The sequence below is a fragment of the Aliiglaciecola sp. NS0011-25 genome, from assembly GCF_040370605.1.
Taxonomy (GTDB): domain Bacteria; phylum Pseudomonadota; class Gammaproteobacteria; order Enterobacterales; family Alteromonadaceae; genus Aliiglaciecola; species Aliiglaciecola lipolytica_A.
In genome coordinates, this window is sequence record NZ_BAABWR010000002.1 from 1 (window position 1) to 23151 (window position 23151).

The following is a 23151-nucleotide window of genomic DNA, read 5'->3' on the forward strand; positions in this document are numbered from 1 at the left end:
AAATGTGGTGGAGGGGGCAGGATTCGAACCTGCGAAGGCTGAGCCGGCAGATTTACAGTCTGCTCCCGTTGACCGCTTGGGTACCCCTCCAAAGAGGCGCGTATACTAACAGGAAATTTCAGTGTGTAAATAGAATTAAAGATTTTTTTTTAATTAACGATAAAAATAGATTAAAAGGAAAATACTTTGACTGCTGAAATATCCCCACAATCTAAAGTGGCCATTTCTGACCTCGAATGGTCGGGAACCCTTAATCGTGCTCTAGAGCAAGGGGATAAATTCGCATTGTTATTGGCGATGTTGGAAGATGACTACCTGCAACGGCCTAATGTAAACGGTGGCGCTGATGAACCTAGCCATTTTCCCAGTAGCATTTCAAAACACTACTACCCACAAACTCCACTCCAAGCAGAGCAGCAAGACTGGTCATTAGCACGTACAACAAGTGAATTAATGGCGCAAAATGTGAGTGACGCTATCCTCTGGCAGCGAATGCATCCCCAACCATTATCCATATTCAATGATGCCAAACGAATTGAACCTGAAGTGAAAATTAATTGTGGTTATCATACCCAACAACGATTCCACGCTGCACACTCGGCCAACACAATAGATGTAGATGAAACCAAACTCTACGATATCTTAAATGAGATGAGTTAATTAGCTAATTATTAACCCTAATTAATTTACGGTTTTTGCAAAATTATCTGTAGTTGGTATAATCCGCGCCGCAAAAAATGCTTTGGTTTTACGTTCCAATTCGCAAAAAGGTTAAATATGTCTAAATTCATTGTTTGCGCAATGTATAAATTTGTTGCGCTTGAAAACTATAAAGAAATGCGTCAGCCACTCATTGACGTGTTAGAAAGTCACAATATTAAAGGTACCTTGTTACTTGCTAGTGAAGGTATTAACGGAACTGTCTCTGGGACCCGTGAAGCAATTGATAGTCTAATTGCGTACCTCAACAGTGATCCCCGTATTAATCCAATTTCCTGTAAAGAGTCTCTAGATGACGTGCAGCCATTCTATCGTACCAAGGTGAAACTCAAAAAAGAGATTGTCACTATGGGAGTAGAAGGTATTGATCCAAAAAGAACTGTAGGCACATATGTGAAGCCTGCGGACTGGAATGCATTGATATCTGACCCTGAAGTCTTACTGATTGATACTCGTAATGATTACGAAATTGAAATTGGTACTTTCGAAAATGCAGTCAACCCTAAAACTGACTCTTTTCGGGAGTTTCCCCAGTATGTAGCAGATAATCTCGATCCTAAAAAGCATAAAAAAGTAGCGATGTTTTGCACGGGGGGAATTCGTTGTGAAAAATCCACTGCATTTATGAAGGAGCAGGGATTTGAAGAGGTGTATCACTTAGAAGGGGGGATTTTAAAATATTTGGAAGAAGTCCCTGAGCAAAATACTATGTGGAAAGGCGATTGTTTTGTATTTGATAACCGTGTTGCAGTTGATCATAAATTACAAAAAAGTCACTACGAAGCTTGTTATGCTTGTCGTCTACCCATAACTGAAGAAGATAAACAAACACCAGAATATGAACCAGGCGTGAGTTGTCCTAAATGTTTTGGTAAACACACAGATGAGCAGATTGCGCGTTTTCGTGAACGTGAAAAGCAGGTGAATTTAGCTAGAGAGCGCAACGAAGAACATGTGGGATCTGAAGCTCGAAAGGCGACAAAGTTGCGTCGACAACGTAAAGCGGCTGAGCGCAGAGAAAGACGTTTAGCTGCAGGTAAGTCAGCGTAGACAGACACACTTATAACGCGTTAAACTGCCGTTTGAATTAAATTAGAAAGTATTATAAGACTTAAATATGACCGACAAAACACCATTGGATGACAGCAAAATTGCTGAGATTCGCAAAGAGTTTGACTTTTTTGACCACGATAAAAATGGTCAAATTGATTTACCTGAGTTTATAGAGCTTTTAACCATCCTTTCGCCAAAAACAAAAGCGAGTCACGTTCAAGAAGGCTTCTCATTGATTGATGAGAATAATGATGGATTCATCGACTTCGAAGAATTTCTAGATTGGTGGCAAGAGGCTTGGTGGGAATATTAATTCCATTTACAAATTGCAGTTTTTGAAAGCCCCGCAAGGGGCTTTTTTATGTTCAAAGATGATATTTGTGGAGAAGCCCATGTATGTTGAGAAAAAATTTCAGTTATCAGACTTGGATGCGATGCGAAGTTTTATCGCACAAAATAGTTTTGGATTAATTGTATCTACTGATTTGAATTCTACCCATCTGCCATTTGTTTGTGATGTGGATGAAAATGGTAAACTATGTTTGTTTGCCCATATGGCCAAAGCCAACCCTCACTGGAAAACTATCGACAATAACCGAGCGCTTGTTGTCTTTAATGGGGCGCACGCTTACATTTCTCCTAGCTGGTATGCGACAAAACCCGCTGTCCCTACTTGGAATTATGTGGCTGTTCATTGTTATGGGGTGGTGCAGTTATTAGATGAAGATGATACTGCCTTAAGAATGCGCCAATTGATTTCTCACTATGAGCCTAGTTTGTTAAAAGATGACAGCACAATGCCTGAAGATTACCAGCAACGTCTTCGTCAGGCCGTGGTAGGTTTCAAACTGGAAATAGATGACATTCAGGGAAAAGAAAAACTTGGCCAACATCTTAAACATGAGGATCAACTCGGGGTCTTTTTGAGCTTAAATAATAGCGCGGATCCTGTTGCTAAGCTATTGGCTGAATACATGGAAGAACGCAGTCTGGGTAATGGTGAGACCTAAACCTTTTAATTAATGAGTATTGAAAAATGACACCTGCAATTAATCTTGCCAAAAAACGTAAAATTCAATATACCGTCCATCAATATCAGCATGATTCAGACACTAAATCATTTGGCTTAGAGGCTGCAGAGAAGCTGGGATTAGCCCAACAACAAGTATTTAAAACCTTGGTTGTTGAATTTGATGGAAAGGAATTGGCAGTGGCCATTTTACCGGTTAATACTAGCCTGAGTATGAAGTTGATGGCAAAAGCGTTAAGTGCAAAAAAGGTAAATATGGCGGACAAAGCTGATGTGGAGCGAGCCACCGGTTACGTATTGGGTGGTGTCAGCCCTTTAGGTCAAAAGAAACGCCTAAAAACCATTATTGATGATAGTGCTCAAAGGTTTTCGACAATCTATGTCAGTGCAGGCCGTCGAGGCTTGGAAATTGAATTGGCTGCTGATGATATCATCACCTTACTCAATGCAAAATACGCAGAGATTAGGCAGCAGTAAATCCCTTTTGGTTTACTATTTTATTTTAAACATGGACAGCCATATTATTTTAAACATGGACAGCCATATAGCATGAGCCAATATTTTAAACATGGACAGCCATATAGCATGAGCCAACATGGACAGCGAGCCAACATGGAGAGCCAACATGGACAGCCACAAACTAGACTAGAACTAGACTCTTAGGAAAATAGAATCAACTATGCTTTAGTATGATTAATTCAAGGAGTGAATTATGCCACTGGCAAGGAAGCGACAAATCAATCTTTCAGATACCCCTTATTATCATTGTGTATCCCGATGTGTCCGGCGCGCTTTTTTGTGTGGAGAAGATAAACTGACAGGGAAAAGCTATGAACATCGTCGCCAGTGGGTAGAAGACAGGTTATTGTTTTTGACCACCGTCTTTGCCATCGAAGTTTGTGCCTATGCAGTGATGAGCAATCACACCCATGTGGTGTTTCATGTTAATGCTGACAAAGCTAAACATTGGACGGATACAGAGATTGCTCAGCGCTGGCACAAGCTTCACAAAGGAACCTTGCTCTCACAAAGGTTAACCTCAAAAGAAACTCCCGTGTTCACAGACGCTGAACAAATCACACTCCAGTCAACCTTGTCCGTTTATCATAATCGCTTAACCGACATTAGCTGGTTTATGCGAGAATTGAATGAGCCGATTGCTCGACAAGCTAATCAAGAGGATGACTGTACCGGTCACTTTTGGGAAGGGCGATTCAAATCACAAGCACTGTTAGATGAACATGCCTTAGCAGCCTGTATGGTGTACGTAGACTTAAACCCTATCCGGGCAAAAATGGCAACAACCCCAGAGTCTTCTAACCACACCAGTATTAAACGCCGTATTCATGATTTTAAGAAAGGTTATCAGCCATCTACGTTAATGCCCTTTGTTGGCAACCCAAAACAGCCACAACCGCAGGGACTAATGTTCGATTTAGTCGAATATCTTAAGTTGGTTGACCTATCTGGTCGCAGTCTTAATCCTAATAAAAGAGGGGCAATTGATATGAGTGAATCACCCATATTGCAACGTTTAGGGTTGGATGAACACACCTGGCAAGATATGTTTTTGACCTTTGAAACCAATTTTAGCGTGGCTGCAGGGCAATCAGACACCTTGAAACGCTATAAGCGAAAACGTCGGCAAAAGAATTCTGTAGGTTAACGATTCCACTAAAGCCGCTTTTCATTTCAATTGTTTCTTTGCACAAGAGACAGGCCTCCCCCTGCACTAAATTCAGCTCAATAGCGCCCATTTCCCAGAAACCGATGATTCCATAGGTATTTATCTAGATAATGAGCGTATTAAAACCTTTTCGATAAAATCCATTAATAGTTATGAGCCACGATCTTTCACTACTTTGAAAGGTGGCTGTCCAGATTTGAGATAACTTTGAAAGGTGGCTGTCCAGATTTGAAAGATACAGATTTGAGATAACTTTGAAAGGTGGCTGTCCAGATTTGAGATAGGCTGTCCAGATTTGAGATAATTAATCGTTTTGAGATATTTTCTTCCCTTCTTTTTGTCAGGGTTTTTTACAAAATTTACAATTTGTTAACTAGTGGGGAATTAAAACGCTTAGTTTTCAACATGGTTGAAAATTTGGCACAAGGTATGCTAAAGCAATTACGTAGTTTTACAAATGTTAAGTAGTAGATCTAAGTGAGCCTATGTAATTAACAAGGAATAAAAATATGATAAATCGTTTCTCTAAACTCAGTATAGGGGTGGCTATATTGGCTTGCAGTACGGCTGCTTCAGCTAATTTAATCAACCTATTCGAAACTCAACGTGAAACCGATTTCGCCTATGCTGGCGTAGGGGGATTGCGTGGCACAGGAGTAGGTGATATTGCACTATCTGGTGTGTCAGGCACGGTCAGTCAAGCCTATCTATACTGGCATGGTCCTACATCATCAAGCGATTCAACATTTAATGCTAACGTTATGTTCAATGGCAGTGCTATTTCAGGCACTAATATCGGTTTTTCTGATGATAATTTCTGGGGACAGGATAACAGCCAAGCCTACCGCGCGGATGTGACTGGCTTAGTCAGTGGCGATGGTACCTATGCTTTGTCAGGATTCTCGCCTGACAATTCAAATGGAGCATCTTTGGTCGTTTATTACGACGATGGTGATACCACAAACAACAGAGATATAGTGACATTCGATGGCAATGATGCGAATTTCCCAAACTCTTATGATCCTGATGGATGGGACGTGACTTTGCCTGGTATTAATTATTCTGGTGGAACCGCTTCTCTAGTAATGGGGGTAAGTGATGGACAAGATTTTGGGATAGGCAACGACGGCCAATTTTTCATTAATGGCGTTGATATCGCAGGTCTTTTCGATGGCGCTTCAGTTCCCGCTACACCTGGCTCATCGGTAGGTAATGGCGGTCTTTGGGATTTAGTTGAGATTGATATAACGTCTTTCTTATCATTAGGCAGCAATACTATTAACTTGACCCATAGTGGTTTTCAAGATGCACTGAGCGCTGTTCACTTTCATGTGAATTTACCAGCCGGTGCTGCACCACCGGACCCAGGTCAAGTGCCTGAACCAGGCGTTTTATTACTGTTAGCATCCGGTTTATTGATGCTTAAACGCCGTAAATAGTAAACGTTAGTCTGATAGTGACAAAGGGCACACGCTGGAATATGCGTGTGCTCTTTTTAGTTACGTTATGGGTTTCCCTAAAAAGCTTCGCAACGCAAAGCTTCAAAAATTATAAACGCCACAAAGTAGAAATAAATTGTTGTATCTGTCGCTTGAGTGCAAAAGGGAGCTTTGAGGGATCTATGTTCTTCCAACTTTACCAACCTAGCTATAAATAATTAAGTTTGAAAGACTGTTTCTGGCAGGATACTGGCTGCGAAAACAGACAAAGAGCATTAATTTCGACGGACTGATTTAGGTTAAGCTATTCCCTTTAATGATTCAGTTGAGTTATGTGCAGTAATTCTCCAGCGGGGCCCCACAGATAAAAAACCTTGGCCCACGATTCGGCTTGAATCTCTGATAATTTGGTTTTGTATTGTGACTTTTTGGCTAAAGTGTAGGCTTCCTCAATATCAGATACGCATATCTGTAACATCAAATTTTCGGCTAATTGTTGATTATAAAAACGCTGTATGAAAAATTCACATTCGCCATTTTTGCACAAGGTGAGATCATCTGTAACGTATTCACTGGTAAATCCCAATTGATTATAAAAACTGACCGATTTTTGATAATCTAAACTGGGTATAAATACTTTGATATCTTCAACTTGCATAGGGCTTCTGCTTTATTCATCTTCAGGTTCTACGGGTCTAGCTTTCTTACGCATGGGAATATGACCCACATCAACCCCTTCTTGGGCGCGGATCCGTTTTTGCGGTTTAGGGGCATTTTGCGGCGCGACTTTTTTGGCTTTTTTCTGTGGCGCACCTTTTAAAGCTCGTTGTTTAAGCGGTTTAAGTCCCTTGAATTTGCCTTCAAGTCCCTCAAGCTCACTGAAACTAATACTTTGTTGTAAAATTCCTTTGATGGTAATAAAACTCTGCCAATCTTTAGGACCAACAAGAGATGCTGCATTGCCTTTACTACCAGCTCGTCCAGTGCGTCCAATGCGATGTATGTACTCGTCTGCCAATTTGGGCAAGTCAAAATTGATTACCCATTCGACTTTTCGGAGATCTAAACCTCGTGAGGCTACGTCGGTGGTGACCAATACTTGATGTTGACCACGACTAAAGGCATTCATAATGTTACTTCGTTGAGACTGGGTTAAACTAGCGCTCAAAGCTGCGCTATCTATGCCATCTGCCGCTAATAATAGAGACAGTTTCTCAGTGTCTTCTCTGGTTGCGGTAAAAACAATTACTTGTTTGTTATCCGTATTTTCCAGCAATTTTTTGAGCAATGAAATTTTATGATCTAAATGATCTGCCAAATAAAATTGCTGTTCAATATCGAGGTGTTGTTCTCTTGAGTCACCCACACTTATTCGTTGTGGCGCATTCAACATTCTTTCGGTTAGATAATGTAATTCTGCTGAATCTAATGTGGCAGAGAACATCATTGTCTGTCTTTTGCGGTGATCAGCACAACGGTCAATTAACTTTAATTCCTCCGCAAAACCTAAATCTAACATGCGATCTGCTTCATCAAGGATAAGTAACTCTAGTCCATTCAAATATAGACTTTTCCCTTTTACATGATCAGCTACTCTGCCAGCTGTACCTACAACAAACTGCGGGTTTCGTTTTAGCGCCTTAACTTGATCATTAAAATTTTCACCACCTAAAATGAGAGTCGCAAAAATATTCTGATTGGCAATTAACCATTTGAGCTGCATGAATACTTGTTTTGCCAATTCCCTTGTCGGCGCTAAAATTAGCACTCTTGGGTCTTTTCGACTCAGGGCTCGTTGTTTAAGTACCCGTTGTAGCGCAGGAATTAAAAACGCGAGCGTTTTCCCCGAACCCGTTTTAGAAGATGCTAGCAAATCTTTGCCAAGCAGGCCTTGTCCAATGGCTTTCGCCTGAATTTCAGTTACTTCTTGAAAGCCTTTTATTTCTAGGGCTTTTAAAATTCGATGGTCTAGGGGAAAGTCATTAAATTGCAAAGTTTGTTCTCTTTTAGGGCTTGGAATTGATCAAATGGAGATATTAACACACAGATGTAATTTTCATCTGAAAACTTATCTCAATGATAATTAGGGTATTGAGTTTGCGAATGCGCTTACCGTGCTCAGTTACCCTATTTGATTATGTCATTGCAAGCTAACCATAAATCCTAATCGGTTCGCGGAGTTATTTTTACAGCGCTTAAAATGCCATTCTTTACTTTGAATCTCCGATTAACAGTGTTGTACAAATAGAGAAGCAAGTTGAAGTGATTTTAATCTATCAATCTACAAATGCAAACAACTGAAGGGGAGTTTTATGTGAAGTCTAAAAAAGTCTGGGGAATTGTCATTCAGTGTGATGACTTAAAGTTATTTGGAATTTTGAAAGCTGATATATAAAAATCTAAAAAACGTTTCATACGAATAAAACTGTGTAGTTGAGGGCAGGAAACATATCCTTCAACTACACACTAAAACTAAACTAAAATGTCATTTCTTTTACATCGTTACTCACAACGAGTTTTCCAGCTGTTTTCTGTTTAACTTCATCAACCGAAACCCCTGGAGCGAGCTCTAATAAATGAAAAGCACCGTCTTTCACTTCAACCACAGCTAAATCAGTAATAATTTTATTAATACAGTTCACTCCAGTCAGCGGCAATGTGCAGCTTTCCAACAGTTTTGAGTTACCGTATTTATCTGCGTGGGTCATAGTGACGATGATGTTTTTCGCTCCCGCTACAAGATCCATTGCTCCCCCCATGCCTTTTATTAGCTTGCCAGGGATCATCCAAGAAGCAATGTTGCCACTGGTATCTACCTCAAATGCACCTAATACCGTAAAATCTACATGACCGCCTCTGATCATCGCAAAACTTTCAGCTGAATTGAAAATGGATGCTCCAGTAATTGCGGTTACAGTTTCTTTGCCTGCATTGATCATGTCGGCATCTAATTGCTCTTCAGTTGGATTTGGCCCCATTCCTAATAGACCATTCTCAGATTGCAACATTACAGCAATATCTTCAGGCACATAGTTGGCTGCAAGTGTTGGAATACCAATACCAAGATTCACGTAATCTCCGTCTTGAAATTCTTGAGCGACGCGCATAGCTATTTGATCTCGAGATAAAGCCATTAGATTTCTCCTTGGGTTTTAGCAACTACACGGCGTTCAATTCGTTTTTCGAATTTGCCTTGGATTACTCTGTTTACGTAAATACCGGGAGTATGAATTTGGCTGGGTGGAATTGCTCCGGGTGGAACGATTTCTTCCACTTCAACAACCGTAATCTTTCCCGCTGTTGCTGCCATAGGGTTAAAATTCTGAGCTGTATGACGATAGATGCAATTACCAAAAATATCAGCCTTCCAGGCTTTGACGATGGCAAAGTCGCCGGTGATAGATTCTTCTAAAATATAAGGACGCCCATTAAACTCTTTGACTTCTTTGCCTTCACCTACGGGAGTGCCGTAGCCGGTAGCAGTATAAAATGCAGGGATTCCAGCTCCGCCGGCACGCATCTTTTCAGCTAACGTCCCTTGTGGAGTCAATTCTACTTCTAACTCTCCGTCTAATAATTGCTTTTCAAATAGGGCGTTTTCTCCAACATAAGAGGAAACCATTTTTCTAATCTGTTTGTCTTCAAGCAACAATCCAAGACCAAAACCGTCTACTCCACAGTTGTTGGAAACAACAGTTAAGTCTTTGGTTCCCATCGCTTTTATTTGTGCGATTAGCCCTTCGGGTATACCACACAAACCAAATCCGCCAGCAATCACGGTCATACCGTCTTTTAAGCCGGCTAATGCGTCTTCATAGCTGGTAACAACTTTATTAAATCCGCTCATAAAAGCCTCTTTTTTACATAAATTTAACTTAGTATTAATCCAACTTGAACTAAAGTAAAATTGATTTAATATGCATATTAATAAATTAAATTTATCAATTGGTGTAAATCATGTTGTCTTATAAACAACTCCAGTGTTTTATAACATTAGCCCAATCTAGCACTTTTGCAGAAGCCGCAGAAAAAGTGCACCTTTCGCAACCTGCTTTATCAACCTCGATTAAAAAATTAGAAACATTTTTAGGGGGTGCGTTGTTTTCACGAACAACACGTAAAGTGCAATTAAGTCATGAAGGTCGCGAGTTTGTGCCTATGGCTAAGCGCTTAATGCATGATTGGGAAACGGCCATTGCAGATATGCAAGACCTCTTTGCTATGCAGCGGGGGCGACTAACTATTGCCGCGATGCCGTCTTTTGCAAGTAGCATTTTACCTGGGGTTTTGAAGTCATTTCACCAAAAGTGGAAAGATATTAATCTGACAATACGTGATGTAGTAATGGAAGATGTGATTGATTCGGTGCGAGAAGGTCGCGCCGAAATTGGATTTACCTTTGAAAATGAACAATTGGATGGTTTAGATTTTTATCCTTTGATGAATAACAAATTTGTCGCCGTTGTTGCCTCGAATCATCCTCTTTCAAGTTGTGCAGATGTGACTTGGCAGCAGTTGTGTGAATATCCGTTTGTTGTGTTGAACAGGGGATCATCTGTGCGTAATTGGATTGAAACCTTTGCCCAACACAATGGAATCGATTTACATATTGTGGCTGAAGCGAATCAACTGGCGACTTTAGGCGAATGTGTTAAACAAGATCTTGGGGTATCAGTAGTGCCGGGAATTTGTCAGCAGCAATTTAGCCACAACGAACTTGTCTGTTTACCCATTGCAGGAGAAAACTTAGTGCGCCGAATCGGCATGGTTAAAGCGTCAAGAAAGTCCCTGTCGGTGCCTGCTGAAACGTTGTGGCAACTGCTGGTTGAAAAATAATAAAAGGGGATTTACCACTTTTTCTTGGGGGCGAACAATTCGTCCAATTCGTCTCGTTCTTCTTCTTGCTTTTTCTGTCTATCTTTTGCATTGGCGTTGCGCAGATTGTCTTGAATAACTTTTAATCGTTCTTCAAGGGAAGCTTTGCGCTCAATATTGTATTGATCAGGCTGATTTTGTGCTTCCAGAGCGGCAATGGCTTTTTCAAAATACTGACGAGCAGATCCCAACATATTCGATTGCAAGGCCGAGTTTCCTCGTTTCGCTAAAGTTTCAACATTTACTTTAATTTGTAGAGCCGAAAGTTGTCGATCTTCTAACGTGTATAACTGAGTATCTACCTTTCCTTTGGCATGTTCTGAGCGCAATAAGGAACGAAACTTTTTAACCGCTTGAATATACTGAATCACCATTTTATCACTATCGGGTAACACGAAGTTTTCGTGTGACGGAGGAGGTGTGTCCATATCAACCATTTTTAAGCGATCTTGGGATTGTTTAATCCGTTGCTTTAATTCAGGCATGGTTGGATTTAATTCATAAATAACTTTCAAGGCGTTAAGAATACGGTTTTGCAGCACGGCAACTAAGCGTTGCGATACTGGGATAGTATCCACCGTCATTAAAATATCTTCAGTCTCATCAATTACCGATTTTTGTTTGGCAATCTCAGTCCGTTTTTCAGCCTCAACTTTTTCTTTGTGCTGTTGCAATGCGTTCACCACAATTGCAACCACAACTAATGAAACAATTAATATTATTATGATAGGAAAAATCATTTAGCCTTTAAATCCTGTAACAACTGACTTTTTGAATGATAAAACCGGATGTTAAGGCAACTTAAGTGTAAATACACTGCCGCCTAAATTTCCGCCATTAGATAACGCTATTTCGCCTTTTTTATCACCTCGACGGTGAGCAGAAGCTATCAATCTGGCAAAAAACAATCCTAAACCTGTTCGCCCATTACTTATTTTAAAATCCTGCATTTTGAGTTCATTGTTGGCTAACATTTTACAAGGATAACCTTCACCATCGTCTTCGACTTTAATGTATAACCAATCATCCTGTTCATAAGCCGAAACTCGCAATTTCTTACTGCCGTATCGTATAGCATTGACCAAAATGTCATTTAACAAAAGAGTAATTAAATCTTGGTCTAAATAACGCACTAGTCCCGGAGTTTGTTCGATTTCCAGCGTCATATTTCTATGTCCCAGGTAGTGCTCATGGGTAATAAAAATATTTTCTAATAAATCGTCAATAAAACACTCATCTTCATTTATCGGCAGATTTTCCATTTCCGCCCTATATAAAGACAAAAGTTGTACTAAACCCGTATTTAAGCGTGAAGATTCATAGTGAGCTGTCGATAAAAATTGCTGAGCTGAGTGATTATCTGCTGTGATGGTTTTATTAAGACCATCAATAGATTGTTGTAAAAGATTTAGTGAGCTTTTCATATCGTGCACTGCCGCAGCCAGTACCGTCGAAAAGTCAATCAATTGTTGCTCTTTTGCTGTCACTGTAATACTCGTTGAACTGGGCTACAAAAAATTAAGTATCCCTGAACTAGGGGATATTTACCAAAATTTTTGCATTACTGGAATAAAAAAGCAGATTTTTATTAAAATTTTATGGAATTAATGTAACCTACAGTATATATATTTTGAATATATGCATATGTACTTAAAGGCACTTGGTTAATAAAAATGAAATTACAGCAACTAAGATATATTGTTGAAGTCTTAAACAACAATCTGAATGTTTCGGCTACGGCAGAAAATTTATACACCTCGCAACCGGGGATAAGCAAACAAGTTCGCATGTTAGAAGATGAACTCGGCGTCCAGATTTTCGGACGTAGTGGTAAACATCTAACTCATGTCACCGATGCTGGCCAAGATGTGATCAATATTTCACGTGAAATTTTGGCGAAAGTAGAAAGCATAAAAGCGGTAGCGAGAGAGCACACTTTGCCGGATCAAGGTAAACTGAATATCGCTACTACTCATACTCAAGCACGTTATGCGTTGCCTGATGTGATAAAAGGCTTTATGGGTAAATACAAAAAAGTGTCACTGCATATGCATCAAGGTACACCTTCACAAATAAGTGACTTGGCAGCAAAAGGTGAGGCTGACTTTGCCATAGCTACAGAAGCACTGCATTTGTACAATGATTTAGTGATGTTGCCGTGTTACCACTGGAATCGCAGTATTATTGTCAATCGTGATCATCCATTAGCTAAGAAGACAACGATCACCATTCAAGACATTGCTGAGTATTCTTTAGTGACTTATGTTTTTGGATTTACTGGCCGTTCTGAATTAGACCAAGCCTTTGACCGTGCTGGATTAGAGCCGAAGATTGTCTTTACCGCTACTGATGCCGATGTAATTAAAACCTACGTAAGGCTTGGAGTCGGGGTTGGTGTAATTGCCTCTATGGCAGTCGATGACAAATTAGATAGTGATTTGGTTAAAATAGACGCCAGCCACTTATTCGAATATAGCACAACCAAAATTGGTTTCAGGAAAGGCTCTTTCTTACGTAGCTATATGTATGAATTTATCGAACGTTTTGCGCCGCATCTAACCAAAGATGTTGTTGAACGTGCGATGATGCAAAAGAATAACGATGAAGTAGAGAAAATGTTTAAAGGACTAACTTTACCCGTTAAATAAACGGGTAAAGCATTACAAGCTAGAAAATTACTTCAGCATTCTATAATATTTACTGCTAAACCGCCTCGTGCGGTTTCTTTGTATTTGGACTTCATGTCATTACCAGTGTCCCACATGGTTTTAATCACTTTGTCTAAGGATACTTTGTGTTGACCAGTGCCTCTTAGGGCCAGCCTTGACGCATTTATTGCTTTGATGGCTCCCATCGCATTGCGCTCAATACAAGGTACTTGTACTAAGCCGCCAACAGGATCACAGGTAAGCCCTAAATTATGCTCCATACCAATTTCAGCTGCATTTTCAACCGCATCCACTGAGCCACCAATTATTTCCGTCAACGCTCCTGCAGCCATTGAGCAGGCAACACCGACTTCTCCTTGGCATCCAACTTCAGCTCCTGATATGGACGCGTTCTTCTTATATAAAATGCCGATAGCAGCAGCGGTGAGTAAATAACGAGCCGCCGTGGGTTTTTCTACTTTCCTAACAAACTTGTCAAAATAACATAAAACCGCAGGAATAATGCCAGCAGCACCATTGGTCGGAGCGGTTACAACTCTTCCTCCGGCCGCGTTTTCTTCATTAACAGCCAACGCAAATAGGTTAACCCAATCCATTGCTTGCATCGGATCCGCCGTTTGTTCTGTCTCTAGACGACGATAAAGGGCTGGAGCTCGACGAGTCACTTTCAAGCCTCCTGGCAGAATACCTTCTGTTTGAATTCCGTTGTGCACAGACTCCAACATAACCTGCCAAATATTCCAGAGCTTATCAATGACTTCCGATTTCGGCTGCACTGTCGACTCGTTTTCTAACATTAATGCGCTTATCGATAGGCCGTTATCTTTACATTGTTTAATCAATTCCAAAGAACTTGCGAACGGGTAAGGTAAAGGTTTTTGTTCTTTTTCAAGGGACATGTTTTTAACTGATTGAAAGTCTTCTTGTTTTACAATGAACCCGCCACCAATAGAATAATAAGTCTGACTTAGTACTAGTTGTTTATTTTGATAGGCATGAATGGTCATGCCATTTGAATGCAAGGGTAAGGTTTTACGACGATGAAAAACAATTGCGCCTTCACGGGGAAATTTAACTTTGTGAGTAGCGTTCAAATTTATTTGTTGTGAGCTCGCAATTTCGGACAGCCAATCCTCCACCTTAGATACGTCGACGGTTTCCGGATCAAACCCCATTAATCCTAAAATAACCGCTTTTCCAGTACCATGACCTTTACCGGTTTGTCCGAGAGAGCCGAATAATTCCACACAGACTTGATCAACGTTGGTTAATAAATTGTCTGAAGATAGTTGCTGACAGAAGGCATTTGCTGCACGCATGGGGCCCACAGTGTGTGAACTCGATGGACCGATACCAATGCTAAACATGTCAAAAACGCTGATCATTGCTGTATTTTCCTAGTTAATATGAATGTCATATTACTATGCTGATAGTTACTCTGGAGGGCAAGTGTTTACAGGCAACTTTTAACCGAGAATTGTTAATGAGGGCGTAAACAAAACTTATACAGCTTGCTAAATGTGCTAGTAGTCGATGTGATTTGACAGCAGTCTCACAAATGAAGCTGTAGCGCCCCAAATGGTCTTGTCTTGCCAAGTTATGAAATAAATAGGGTGTTTAGCATTGTTACGTTTAACCCAATGAATAAGATGATTTTGTTTATCCATAAGGTGCAACAACGGTACTTCAAACACGTTGTCTACTTCGTTTCGGTCTAAAACAAGGTCGAACTCAGGCTCAACAAAGCTCAAAAAGGGCGTCACTTCAAAACGACTAACGGTGCGAAATTTGGGAAGGCTGCCAATCAAAGTGATTTTATCGGACGTCAGTCCTATCTCTTCTTGCGTTTCTCGCAGCGCTGTATGTGCTAAATTAATATCGCTGTCTTCTAGCTTTCCGCCGGGAAAGCTAACTTGTCCAGGGTGGTTCTTTAAGTGCATCGCGCGCTGCGTAAATAATACGGTTAACTGATCAGCCCGTTCAATAATCGGGATCAGCACAGCAGCGGGTTTACCGGCTTTCAGTAAGGGAAAATCCGCTTCAGGTTTGACTTGTCTAATATGTTGAAATCGACGAATAAACTCTTCTTTGTTCACTGGTCGTTGTCCAAAATAGGTAAAATTTTCGACACTTTATCTAAACTTTCCTGATATTCATCTTGAGGATTTGAATCTAGTACAATTCCACCGCCTGCCCAACAATATATCTGTGAATCTTCACATAATAAAGTGCGAATACAGATACTTGTATCCATATCACCGTTTCTATCTATATAACCAATGCTACCACAATAGATATTGCGTCTATCTGGCTCTAATTCATCAATGATTTCCATTGCCCGGATTTTCGGGGCTCCGGTAATCGAACCACCTGGAAACGCACCTTCTAATAAACTCAAGCTATCATTATCTGCTTTTAGAGTGCCAGTTACGGTACTGACTAAATGGTGCACCGCTTCGAAGGTTTCGATGGCGAAAAGTTCAGGTACTTGAATAGAATGATCTTCACAGGTTTTACTCAAATCATTTCGCAATAGGTCTACTATCATTAAATTCTCGGCACGATCTTTGGCGGAGTTTCTTAATTCTTCGATATTGTGTAGATCTGTTTTCAACTCCGTTGCCCGAGGCCGAGTGCCCTTGATGGGTTGGCTTTCGACCTGATTGTCTTTCACTTTTAAAAATCGTTCAGGAGAAATACTTAAAACTGTGCTGTTTAAAAGTTGAATGTAAGCAGAAAAAGGAGCTTGATTGGATTTTCTTAATTTTAAATATGCTTGCCAAGTAGAGCCGCTAAATCGGGCACTAAAACGTTGTGCTAAATTGACCTGATAACAATCACCCGCGCGCAAGTAATCCAGAATCCTTTGCAGCTTAGTCACATATTCGGCCCTCGACATATTTGCTTCCCAGCGTGTTTCCAACTTATATTTTTGCTGGGTTTCAGGATGGGCTGGGGCGTTGAGCAGATTTTCTATTTCACTTTTACTAGGCGCTGGTAAGCCGGGAATATCTGCCAGATAAAAAAGCCCAGTTTGATTATCTTTTATAACACTCCAACCGTACACACCCACGGCCATATCAGAATTACTGTAGCCATCTTTCGCTAAGCTAGGCAAAGATTCATAACATCGGCCTAAATCATAGCCGAAAAAGCCCACAGCACCACTGGTGAAAGGTAAGCTTATTGGCGTTTCAGTCTCTATCGGTAGCGCTTTGGGGAGTGTGGATTTTAGCAAAGTACGCAAAATGTGAATTGGCTGACCTTCAATTTTCAGTACTTTTTGAATAGCAGAATACCCATTTTCTTGGTCATAAAAGTATTCTATTTCACACAAGTGCTGTTTGGCGGTAATCGCCGCTATAGGGTTGGCAACAAAAATATCAAAGCGGGCATTTTTGTGTGTGCTATTCGATGAATCCAGCAAAATCGACCATTTAGATTGGCAGAAATGCGCAAACAATTCCGTTATGTCTGTAGAAGGAGGAATAGCAAGTGTTTGAATACGAGAGCTTTTACAAGCGCTATGCTGCATGGAAATTTTACCAACAAATTTAAATTATACGCGTTTAGCGATGGAGCAATTGTTTCCAAGAGGGTATCATATTGGCGGATATTTAAGACACAAAAAACTTCCCTACAATTGATTTAGAGGCACCTATGGCACTCATTCGTCAACAAGATTTAATTGATAGCATTGAAGATGCATTACAATTTATTTCCTATTACCACCCAATAGACTACGTAAAAGCAGTTGAAGCTGCTTATAACAGAGAAAAAAGTCAGGCCGCAAAAGACGCCATGGCTCAGATACTGATTAACTCTCGTATGTCTGCAGAAGGAAAACGTCCACTTTGCCAAGATACAGGTATTGTCACCTGTTTTGTTAAAGTTGGAATGGGAGTGCAGTGGGATAAAACAGACATGACTGTACAGCAAATGGTAGATGAAGGTACGCGTCGTGCTTATCTTAATCCTGATAATCCACTTAGAGCTTCTATTGTATCTGACCCCGCAGGTGCTCGTAAAAATACCAAAGATAATACACCCGCTGTAGTGCACATCGATATGGTGCCAGGTGAAGGTATTGAAGTGATGATAGCGGCCAAAGGCGGCGGCTCTGAAAACAAATCGAAAATGGTTATGCTCAATCCAAGCGATGATATCGCTGACTGGGTGGTTAAAACTCTCCCAACTATGGGAGCTGGTTGGTGTCCACCTGGAATGTTAGGAATAGGTATTGGTGGTACTGCTGAAAAGGCTGCTGTCTTAGCCAAAGAAAGCCTGATGGATCCCGTGGATATTCAAGAATTGATGGAGCGGGGCGCGCAAACCACAGAAGAAAAACTGCGTTTGGATATTTTCAAAAAGGTTAACGATCTTGGTATTGGTGCACAGGGCTTAGGTGGATTGACCACAGTGGTGGACATCAAAATCAAGTCAGTACCTACCCACGCCGCATCAAAACCTGTTGCCATGATCCCCAATTGTGCAGCTACTCGTCACGCTCATTTTTATCTAGACGGAAGCGGCCCTGCGGAGTTGACTCCACCTAAATTAGAAGACTGGCCAGATATTACTTGGGAAGTGGGTGAAAATACTCGCCGAGTAAATCTGGATACTGTCACTAAAGAAGATATTTTGGACTGGAAAGTCGGTGAAACCGTTTTACTTTCAGGCAAAATGTTAACAGGCCGTGACGCGGCTCATAAGCGTATTCAAACTATGATGGATAACGGTGAAGGTTTACCTGAAGGGGTAGATCTAACTAATCGCTTTATTTATTACGTTGGCCCTGTTGATGCTGTGGGCGATGAAGCTGTTGGTCCTGCAGGACCAACAACCGCCACCCGTATGGATAAATTTACCGACATGATGCTGGAAAAAACCGGTTTAATGGGGATGATAGGTAAAGCCGAACGAGGACCTGCTACTGTTGATAGTATTGCTAAACACAAAGCTGTCTATTTAATGGCAGTGGGCGGCGCGGCCTATTTGGTATCAAAAGCGATCAAAAAATCCCGTGTTGTTGCTTTCGAAGACTTAGGAATGGAAGCAATTTACGAATTTGATGTTGAAGATATGCCAGTAACCGTTGCCGTGGATAGCACCGGAGCTAATGCTCACGAGACTGGTCCTGCAATTTGGAAAGTGAAAATAGAAGATTTAAACAAGAAGTTAGAATCCTCTAAATAAAAGCTACAAAAGTGCATCCTGTCTAGGATGCACTTAATCTACCTTGTCAAAAACTTCGTCATTTAAGCCAGTCATTTAGAGTTAGAATCCATTAATATGAATTTAGATTTAGATCAAAATACCATTTTACTGTTAATCAGTGCCGCTTTTTTAGGGTTATTGTTAGGGGCATTGATAACCAATGTTATTAATCGTCAAAAGCATTTAGCTGAAAAGAAGCAAGAGCAACTGCAACAGGATCAAAATCGACAACAACTAGAAAATCAAATACTGCAACAGCATGACGAATTAGAAAAAATGCAGTTAAGAATTGATGAGGCCCACCAACAACAACTTGTGGCACAACGAAAATTTGGTGAGCTCGAACAAAAAAACCTGCAAATAGAACAATTAACTATACAGCTTGCTACTTGGCAGGAAAATGCCCAAAAAGCCAACGACAAGTCAAATAAGTACTATTCACAACTAGAGTCTCAAGCGGCTAGCTTTGCTCAAGAACGTATAGCCTTAGAAGACAAACTAGATTTACTTGCCAGTGCTGAAAAGCGTTTGCAGGAACAATTTGAAAATTTGGCGAATAAAATATTTGAACAAAAACAAGAGAAGTTTACACAATCAAGTAAAGCCGGATTGGACGCTCTTTTAACGCCACTGAAAGAGCAAATCGAAGGTTTTAAAAAGCAAGTTTCCGATCAGTATGTAAAAGAAGGGCAAGAGCGAGCTTCCCTTAAAACTGAGATTTTAGGACTCAAAGAACTCAATCAACAAATTACCCAAGAAGCAGCAGCTTTGACCAAGGCCTTGAAGGGCGATAATAAACAACAGGGTAATTGGGGAGAGGTTGTTCTAGAGCGCATTTTGACTGAATCTGGTTTACGTGAGGGACACGAGTTCGATACCCAAGTTAGCCTCAAGAATGAGTCGGGAAAACTGTATCAGCCAGACGTAGTGGTGCACTTACCTAACGACAAAGACATTGTTGTCGATTCTAAAGTGTCCCTTGCAGATTATGAACGCTATTTTAATTGTCAAGATGATGAGGTTGCCCGTAAACAATTTTTGCAAGCTCATACTAATTCTATTCGTAATCATATTAAGGAGCTGGGGAAAAAGGATTATCAAGATTTAAAAGGCATTCGCACACTCGATTATGTGTTGATGTTTATCCCCATAGAGTCTGCATTTTTAGTGGCCATCGACCAAGCGCCAGAGCTGGTAAAACTGGCACTAGATAATAATATTATGTTAGTTAGCCCAACTAATTTATTGGTGGCACTGCGCACTATAAATAACATTTGGCAATACGAATACCAAAACCAAAATGCACAAAAAATCGCAACTCAAGCTGGTAAGCTTTACGACAAGTTTCATGGCTTTGTGGACGATATTGAAAAAATCAGTAAGTCTGTAGAGACTGTGCAAAAACACGTTGATGCAGCAACCAATAAGTTAGTCTCAGGTAAAGGCAACCTTGTTCGCCAAATCGAACAGTTCCGTCATCTTGGAGTACAAACCAATAAACGCCTCAATCAAGCATTAGTAGAACAGGCAGAAGACGATTTAGACGAAACCTAAATGTTGCAACAAAGCACTTTAGCGATAGGTTTACAGCTGGAATTTACGCTCAATCCAGAGTAGCGAAATCACAATAATGAATAACCACCAAAATGGCAATTTTGATAATGTTTTTGCATGTTGTTGTGGGACATTAATTTAGCTACTGTCTGCGACAATAAATAATCCTAAACCACTATTTACTGTGTTACTCAAGGCACTTTGCTGAGAGTCTGATCACGAAAGCAATGCCTGCCAATCTAGCTGAAATAATGACACTTGGTATATGCTTGGAGGGCGAGTATTAACACTATCACGAGAATTTAATTAGACTGAGTTGCCCTCAAGGTTTTATGAATATTAAAAATAGATAGGGCTGATTTACAGCCCGCAAATTAATTTTAAAATGTTGTTGGGATCAGAATGTTACTAAGTTCGAAGGGTTAGTCTTCTACCTTTACCGCCCACATATCGTGCTCGTCTGCGTGAATAATTTGGCCCCAAATTAGATCGCCAGGATTGACGTCAAATTCATCTGTTAAATAAACTTGCCCATCTATTTCTGGCGCATCGGCGAAACAACGACCTACAGCACCTTCGCTTGTCACCTCATCAATCAGAATTTGATATTCCAAACCTATTTTTTGTTGTAGTTTTTCAGCGCTAATTTGCGACTGAAGCGCCATGAAGCGTTCAAAACGCTCCTGTTTAACTGTTTCGGAAACAGGATCTGGCAAATCGTTAGCCTTTGCTCCTTCCACGTCGGAGTATTTGAAACAACCAACTCTATCTAGCTGAGCTTCGGTTAAGAAGTCTAAAAGCTGTTGAAATTCTTCTTCTGTTTCACCAGGGAAACCGACAATAAAGGTTGAGCGTATGATTAATTGTGGACATATCGCTCGCCAAGCTTTTATCCGTTCGAGAGTTTTTTCAGCTGCCGCAGGACGCTTCATCAGCTTTAGAATTCGCGGCGTCGCATGTTGAAAAGGAATATCTAAATAAGGCAGTATTTTGCCTTCAGCCATAAGTGGTATGACTTTATCAACAGAAGGATAGGGGTATACATAGTGCAATCTTACCCAAATCCCCATTTCTGCTAATTTTTTACATAACCCCAACATATCGGTTTTTACTGGCATTCCATCCCAGAATCCAGTTTGATACTTCACGTCAACACCGTAAGCACTGGTATCTTGGGAGATAACTAATAACTCTTTCACCCCCGCATTTTTTAAACGTGTGGCTTCATCTAGCACTTCACCTACGGGACGGCTGACTAAATCACCGCGCATGGATGGAATGATGCAAAAAGTGCATCTGTGGTTACAACCTTCGGATATTTTCAAGTAGGCATAATGTTTTGGCGTTAATTTAATCCCATGATCTGGCACTAATTGCATGAAAGGGTCGTGTTGGGGTTTTGGTAGGTGAGAATGCACCTGTTCCACCACACTTTCGTATGCATGGGGACCGGTAATAGCCAAAACATTAGGATGCACTTCGCGAATTTCGTCTTCTTTGACGCCTAAACACCCAGTGACAATGACTTTGCCATTTTCAGTGAGTGCCTCACCAATGGTGTCCAGTGATTCTTGTACTGCGGAGTCGATAAACCCGCAGGTATTTACAATCACGAGTTCCGCGTCATTGTACGTTGGTACGACGTCGTACCCTTCGGTACGTAGTTGTGTCAAAATGCGTTCAGAGTCGACTAGATTTTTAGGACATCCAAGACTGACAAAGCCAATGCGCGTTCCTGCCTTCACATTAGATTTTGTTGCTGCTTCAAGCACTTTTATCGGGGTTTCTAATGTGGTGGTTTTATTGGGGTTTACAATTTCTACAGTCATTTGCTGCCTTATTACTAAATCTGGGGTGGTAAAGCGTTATTCATTCGGTCGTTAGCGAGCGTGTATAGGCCGCTGATTTAATTATTAGATTATACAGGATTGTTATTTAGCGTGATAGCGCCTTTATTACGGATTGGTACAATAGTGATGATAGGGGAGTCTAGTGATTTTATCAGCCTAAAACGGATTGCTATAAGTGTCTGAATATTTTACATAATTTTAAAAATGAATGATGGCATATTTAGTAACTCATTGTTTTCTTGAAGTTTGTTTTTTTGGCCTGTTTTATGCTGAAGAATCAGGGGTAATAACAGGACAGACAAAAATTACCTAATGTTGGGTAATTTATACGTTAAGGAAGAAATAATGATCTCCAAAATATTCCAAATAATTGCGGCTAGTATCGTTTTAAGTGTTAGTAGTTTCGCTAGTGCAGCGTTGATTTTACAAGTTGACTTGAGTGTTGAAAATACCATCACAATTAACGCGTTGGCAGAGAATTCATCTGCTACGGTCAGTGGGGCTGATACAACAGGCTTTTACTTCGATAATTTCTTTGCGAACGGTTCGGTAAACGCTTTAGGACATTCGTTAATATCAGGAGACCTTACTAGTGCATTAAATACCAGTGATGGTACGCCTAGCCTCTTCAGGCACTTCAGTAGTGACCCAGGTTTGAATGTCTTTAGTTACACTGATGATGCTCAAAGTATATTTACCCTAGGGGAGCTCGCCTTTACCGGCCAAGCGAGCTGGACTGTTTCTGCTGGAGCATATGCGGATGCTTTAAATGGTGCATTAAGCGGCGATGTGTATTTCGCAGCTGATGATTTTGGTGATCTTCCAGGAGCCCAAATTTTAGGCACGTGGGAAGCTATCGTCGACCAAGTCCCAGGTCAAGTTCCGGAGCCTTCTACTTTTGCAATCATCGCGTTAGGTTTATTAGGATTTACGGTACGTAAATTTAAAAAATAAAATCTACCCAAAATTGCCAAAAAGCACCATTTTAATGGTGCTTTTTTACTTTGAATTCGCTTTAAAGTTCATTGAAATTGATTCTGTCTTGTACACATTAGTA

The 23151-nt window shown here is 40.6% G+C and carries 22 protein-coding genes and 1 tRNA gene; 12 read left to right on the plus strand and 11 right to left on the minus strand.

Annotated elements, in window-relative coordinates; genetic code table 11:
• Positions 1-5: 5 nt before the first annotated feature.
• Positions 6-90, minus strand: a tRNA-Tyr gene (locus ABWV72_RS01890).
• Between the two features lie 96 nt (positions 91-186).
• On the opposite strand from ABWV72_RS01890, the gene ABWV72_RS01895 reads away from it, so the two are divergent.
• From ABWV72_RS01895 to ABWV72_RS01925, 7 genes are all read left to right on the plus strand, one after another.
• On the plus strand, positions 187-660 hold the full coding sequence (locus ABWV72_RS01895; protein ID WP_303500993.1) for a VC2046/SO_2500 family protein: 474 nt from the start codon (positions 187-189) through the stop codon (positions 658-660).
• A 117-nt stretch (positions 661-777) separates the two neighbouring features.
• Positions 778-1770, plus strand: coding sequence for an oxygen-dependent tRNA uridine(34) hydroxylase TrhO (gene trhO / locus ABWV72_RS01900; protein WP_216046401.1), 993 nt, complete (start codon positions 778-780; stop codon positions 1768-1770).
• Between the two features lie 67 nt (positions 1771-1837).
• Positions 1838-2086 carry an EF-hand domain-containing protein gene (locus ABWV72_RS01905; protein WP_216046402.1) on the plus strand — a complete coding sequence of 83 codons (249 nt, stop codon included), beginning with the start codon at positions 1838-1840 and terminating at the stop codon, positions 2084-2086.
• A gap of 79 nt (positions 2087-2165) precedes the next feature.
• A complete protein-coding gene (locus ABWV72_RS01910; RefSeq protein ID WP_353368441.1) occupies positions 2166-2783 on the plus strand; it encodes an FMN-binding negative transcriptional regulator in 618 nt (205 codons plus the stop codon).
• Positions 2784-2809: 26 nt separating this feature from the next.
• A complete protein-coding gene (gene ybaK, locus ABWV72_RS01915; protein ID WP_216046404.1) occupies positions 2810-3280 on the plus strand; it encodes a Cys-tRNA(Pro) deacylase in 471 nt (156 codons plus the stop codon).
• A gap of 235 nt (positions 3281-3515) precedes the next feature.
• Positions 3516-4469, plus strand: coding sequence for a transposase (locus ABWV72_RS01920; protein WP_353368442.1), 954 nt, complete (start codon positions 3516-3518; stop codon positions 4467-4469).
• 530 nt (positions 4470-4999) lie between these two features.
• On the plus strand, positions 5000-5929 hold the full coding sequence (locus ABWV72_RS01925; RefSeq protein WP_216046406.1) for a PEP-CTERM sorting domain-containing protein: 930 nt from the start codon (positions 5000-5002) through the stop codon (positions 5927-5929).
• Positions 5930-6242: 313 nt separating this feature from the next.
• On the opposite strand, the gene ABWV72_RS01930 is transcribed toward ABWV72_RS01925, so the two are convergent.
• From ABWV72_RS01930 to ABWV72_RS01945, 4 genes are all read right to left on the minus strand, one after another.
• Positions 6243-6587 carry a VOC family protein gene (locus tag ABWV72_RS01930; RefSeq protein WP_303500998.1) on the minus strand — a complete coding sequence of 115 codons (345 nt, stop codon included), beginning with the start codon at positions 6585-6587 and terminating at the stop codon, positions 6243-6245.
• Between the two features lie 12 nt (positions 6588-6599).
• Entirely contained in the window at positions 6600-7922 is a 1323-nt protein-coding gene (locus ABWV72_RS01935) for a DEAD/DEAH box helicase (protein ID WP_303501000.1), read from the minus strand.
• A 484-nt stretch (positions 7923-8406) separates the two neighbouring features.
• Positions 8407-9063, minus strand: coding sequence for a CoA transferase subunit B (locus ABWV72_RS01940; protein ID WP_216046408.1), 657 nt, complete (start codon positions 9061-9063; stop codon positions 8407-8409).
• A complete protein-coding gene (locus ABWV72_RS01945) occupies positions 9063-9776 on the minus strand; it encodes a CoA transferase subunit A (RefSeq protein WP_216046409.1) in 714 nt (237 codons plus the stop codon). The genes ABWV72_RS01940 and ABWV72_RS01945 overlap by 1 nt, the downstream gene beginning before the upstream one ends.
• 110 nt (positions 9777-9886) lie before the next feature.
• Between ABWV72_RS01945 and ABWV72_RS01950 the strand changes: the two genes are divergently transcribed.
• Positions 9887-10765 carry a LysR family transcriptional regulator gene (locus tag ABWV72_RS01950; RefSeq protein ID WP_353368443.1) on the plus strand — a complete coding sequence of 293 codons (879 nt, stop codon included), beginning with the start codon at positions 9887-9889 and terminating at the stop codon, positions 10763-10765.
• 11 nt (positions 10766-10776) lie between these two features.
• On the opposite strand, the gene ABWV72_RS01955 is transcribed toward ABWV72_RS01950, so the two are convergent.
• Positions 10777-11544: a hypothetical protein gene (locus tag ABWV72_RS01955; RefSeq protein WP_216046410.1), complete on the minus strand. Its 768-nt coding sequence runs from the start codon at positions 11542-11544 to the stop codon at positions 10777-10779.
• Positions 11545-11595: 51 nt separating this feature from the next.
• The gene (locus ABWV72_RS01960) at positions 11596-12297 is read right to left on the minus strand and encodes a sensor histidine kinase (RefSeq protein WP_502902108.1); all 702 of its coding nucleotides are present in this window, start codon (positions 12295-12297) and stop codon (positions 11596-11598) included.
• A 180-nt stretch (positions 12298-12477) separates the two neighbouring features.
• On the opposite strand from ABWV72_RS01960, the gene cysB reads away from it, so the two are divergent.
• Positions 12478-13452 (plus strand): HTH-type transcriptional regulator CysB, encoded by a 975-nt coding sequence (gene cysB, locus ABWV72_RS01965; protein WP_216046411.1) that lies wholly within the window; start codon positions 12478-12480, stop codon positions 13450-13452.
• A 32-nt stretch (positions 13453-13484) separates the two neighbouring features.
• Here the strand turns inward: cysB and ABWV72_RS01970 are convergent, their stop codons facing one another.
• The 3 genes from ABWV72_RS01970 to pabB all read right to left on the minus strand — a co-directional run bounded on the left by ABWV72_RS01970 (position 13485) and on the right by pabB (position 17008).
• On the minus strand, positions 13485-14858 hold the full coding sequence (locus ABWV72_RS01970) for an L-serine ammonia-lyase (protein ID WP_216046412.1): 1374 nt from the start codon (positions 14856-14858) through the stop codon (positions 13485-13487).
• A 138-nt stretch (positions 14859-14996) separates the two neighbouring features.
• The gene (locus ABWV72_RS01975) at positions 14997-15569 is read right to left on the minus strand and encodes a CoA pyrophosphatase (RefSeq protein ID WP_216046413.1); all 573 of its coding nucleotides are present in this window, start codon (positions 15567-15569) and stop codon (positions 14997-14999) included.
• Positions 15566-17008 carry an aminodeoxychorismate synthase component I gene (gene pabB / locus ABWV72_RS01980; RefSeq protein WP_353368444.1) on the minus strand — a complete coding sequence of 481 codons (1443 nt, stop codon included), beginning with the start codon at positions 17006-17008 and terminating at the stop codon, positions 15566-15568. The genes ABWV72_RS01975 and pabB overlap by 4 nt, the downstream gene beginning before the upstream one ends.
• 125 nt (positions 17009-17133) lie before the next feature.
• On the opposite strand from pabB, the gene ABWV72_RS01985 reads away from it, so the two are divergent.
• Complete coding sequence (locus ABWV72_RS01985) at positions 17134-18669, plus strand: fumarate hydratase (RefSeq protein ID WP_303501006.1); 1536 nt, start codon at positions 17134-17136, stop codon at positions 18667-18669.
• A 96-nt stretch (positions 18670-18765) separates the two neighbouring features.
• Entirely contained in the window at positions 18766-20244 is a 1479-nt protein-coding gene (gene rmuC, locus ABWV72_RS01990; protein WP_342808046.1) for a DNA recombination protein RmuC, read from the plus strand.
• A 422-nt stretch (positions 20245-20666) separates the two neighbouring features.
• On the opposite strand, the gene rimO is transcribed toward rmuC, so the two are convergent.
• Positions 20667-22073, minus strand: a complete 1407-nt coding sequence (gene rimO / locus ABWV72_RS01995; protein WP_353368445.1) for a 30S ribosomal protein S12 methylthiotransferase RimO — start codon at positions 22071-22073, stop codon at positions 20667-20669.
• 366 nt (positions 22074-22439) lie between these two features.
• Here rimO and ABWV72_RS02000 point away from each other — a divergent pair, with 366 nt between their 5' ends.
• Complete coding sequence (locus ABWV72_RS02000) at positions 22440-23048, plus strand: PEP-CTERM sorting domain-containing protein (RefSeq protein ID WP_353368446.1); 609 nt, start codon at positions 22440-22442, stop codon at positions 23046-23048.
• Positions 23049-23151 lie beyond the last annotated feature (103 nt).

Excerpts from the sequence above, each read along its gene's own strand:
- rimO (WP_353368445.1), bottom strand. The coding sequence starts at position 22,073 with ATGACTGTAGAAATTGTAAACCCCAATAAAACCACCACATTAGAAACC.
- trhO (WP_216046401.1), top strand. The coding sequence starts at position 778 with ATGTCTAAATTCATTGTTTGCGCAATGTATAAATTTGTTGCGCTTGAA.
- ABWV72_RS01920 (WP_353368442.1), top strand. The coding sequence starts at position 3,516 with ATGCCACTGGCAAGGAAGCGACAAATCAATCTTTCAGATACCCCTTAT.
- rmuC (WP_342808046.1), top strand. The coding sequence starts at position 18,766 with ATGAATTTAGATTTAGATCAAAATACCATTTTACTGTTAATCAGTGCC.
- pabB (WP_353368444.1), bottom strand. The coding sequence starts at position 17,008 with ATGCAGCATAGCGCTTGTAAAAGCTCTCGTATTCAAACACTTGCTATT.
- ABWV72_RS02000 (WP_353368446.1), top strand. The coding sequence starts at position 22,440 with ATGATCTCCAAAATATTCCAAATAATTGCGGCTAGTATCGTTTTAAGT.
- ABWV72_RS01970 (WP_216046412.1), bottom strand. The coding sequence starts at position 14,858 with ATGATCAGCGTTTTTGACATGTTTAGCATTGGTATCGGTCCATCGAGT.
- ABWV72_RS01945 (WP_216046409.1), bottom strand. The coding sequence starts at position 9,776 with ATGAGCGGATTTAATAAAGTTGTTACCAGCTATGAAGACGCATTAGCC.
- ABWV72_RS01905 (WP_216046402.1), top strand. The coding sequence starts at position 1,838 with ATGACCGACAAAACACCATTGGATGACAGCAAAATTGCTGAGATTCGC.
- ABWV72_RS01930 (WP_303500998.1), bottom strand. The coding sequence starts at position 6,587 with ATGCAAGTTGAAGATATCAAAGTATTTATACCCAGTTTAGATTATCAA.
- ABWV72_RS01985 (WP_303501006.1), top strand. The coding sequence starts at position 17,134 with ATGGCACTCATTCGTCAACAAGATTTAATTGATAGCATTGAAGATGCA.
- ABWV72_RS01910 (WP_353368441.1), top strand. The coding sequence starts at position 2,166 with ATGTATGTTGAGAAAAAATTTCAGTTATCAGACTTGGATGCGATGCGA.
- cysB (WP_216046411.1), top strand. The coding sequence starts at position 12,478 with ATGAAATTACAGCAACTAAGATATATTGTTGAAGTCTTAAACAACAAT.
- ABWV72_RS01940 (WP_216046408.1), bottom strand. The coding sequence starts at position 9,063 with ATGGCTTTATCTCGAGATCAAATAGCTATGCGCGTCGCTCAAGAATTT.
- ABWV72_RS01925 (WP_216046406.1), top strand. The coding sequence starts at position 5,000 with ATGATAAATCGTTTCTCTAAACTCAGTATAGGGGTGGCTATATTGGCT.
- ABWV72_RS01950 (WP_353368443.1), top strand. The coding sequence starts at position 9,887 with ATGTTGTCTTATAAACAACTCCAGTGTTTTATAACATTAGCCCAATCT.
- ybaK (WP_216046404.1), top strand. The coding sequence starts at position 2,810 with ATGACACCTGCAATTAATCTTGCCAAAAAACGTAAAATTCAATATACC.
- ABWV72_RS01955 (WP_216046410.1), bottom strand. The coding sequence starts at position 11,544 with ATGATTTTTCCTATCATAATAATATTAATTGTTTCATTAGTTGTGGTT.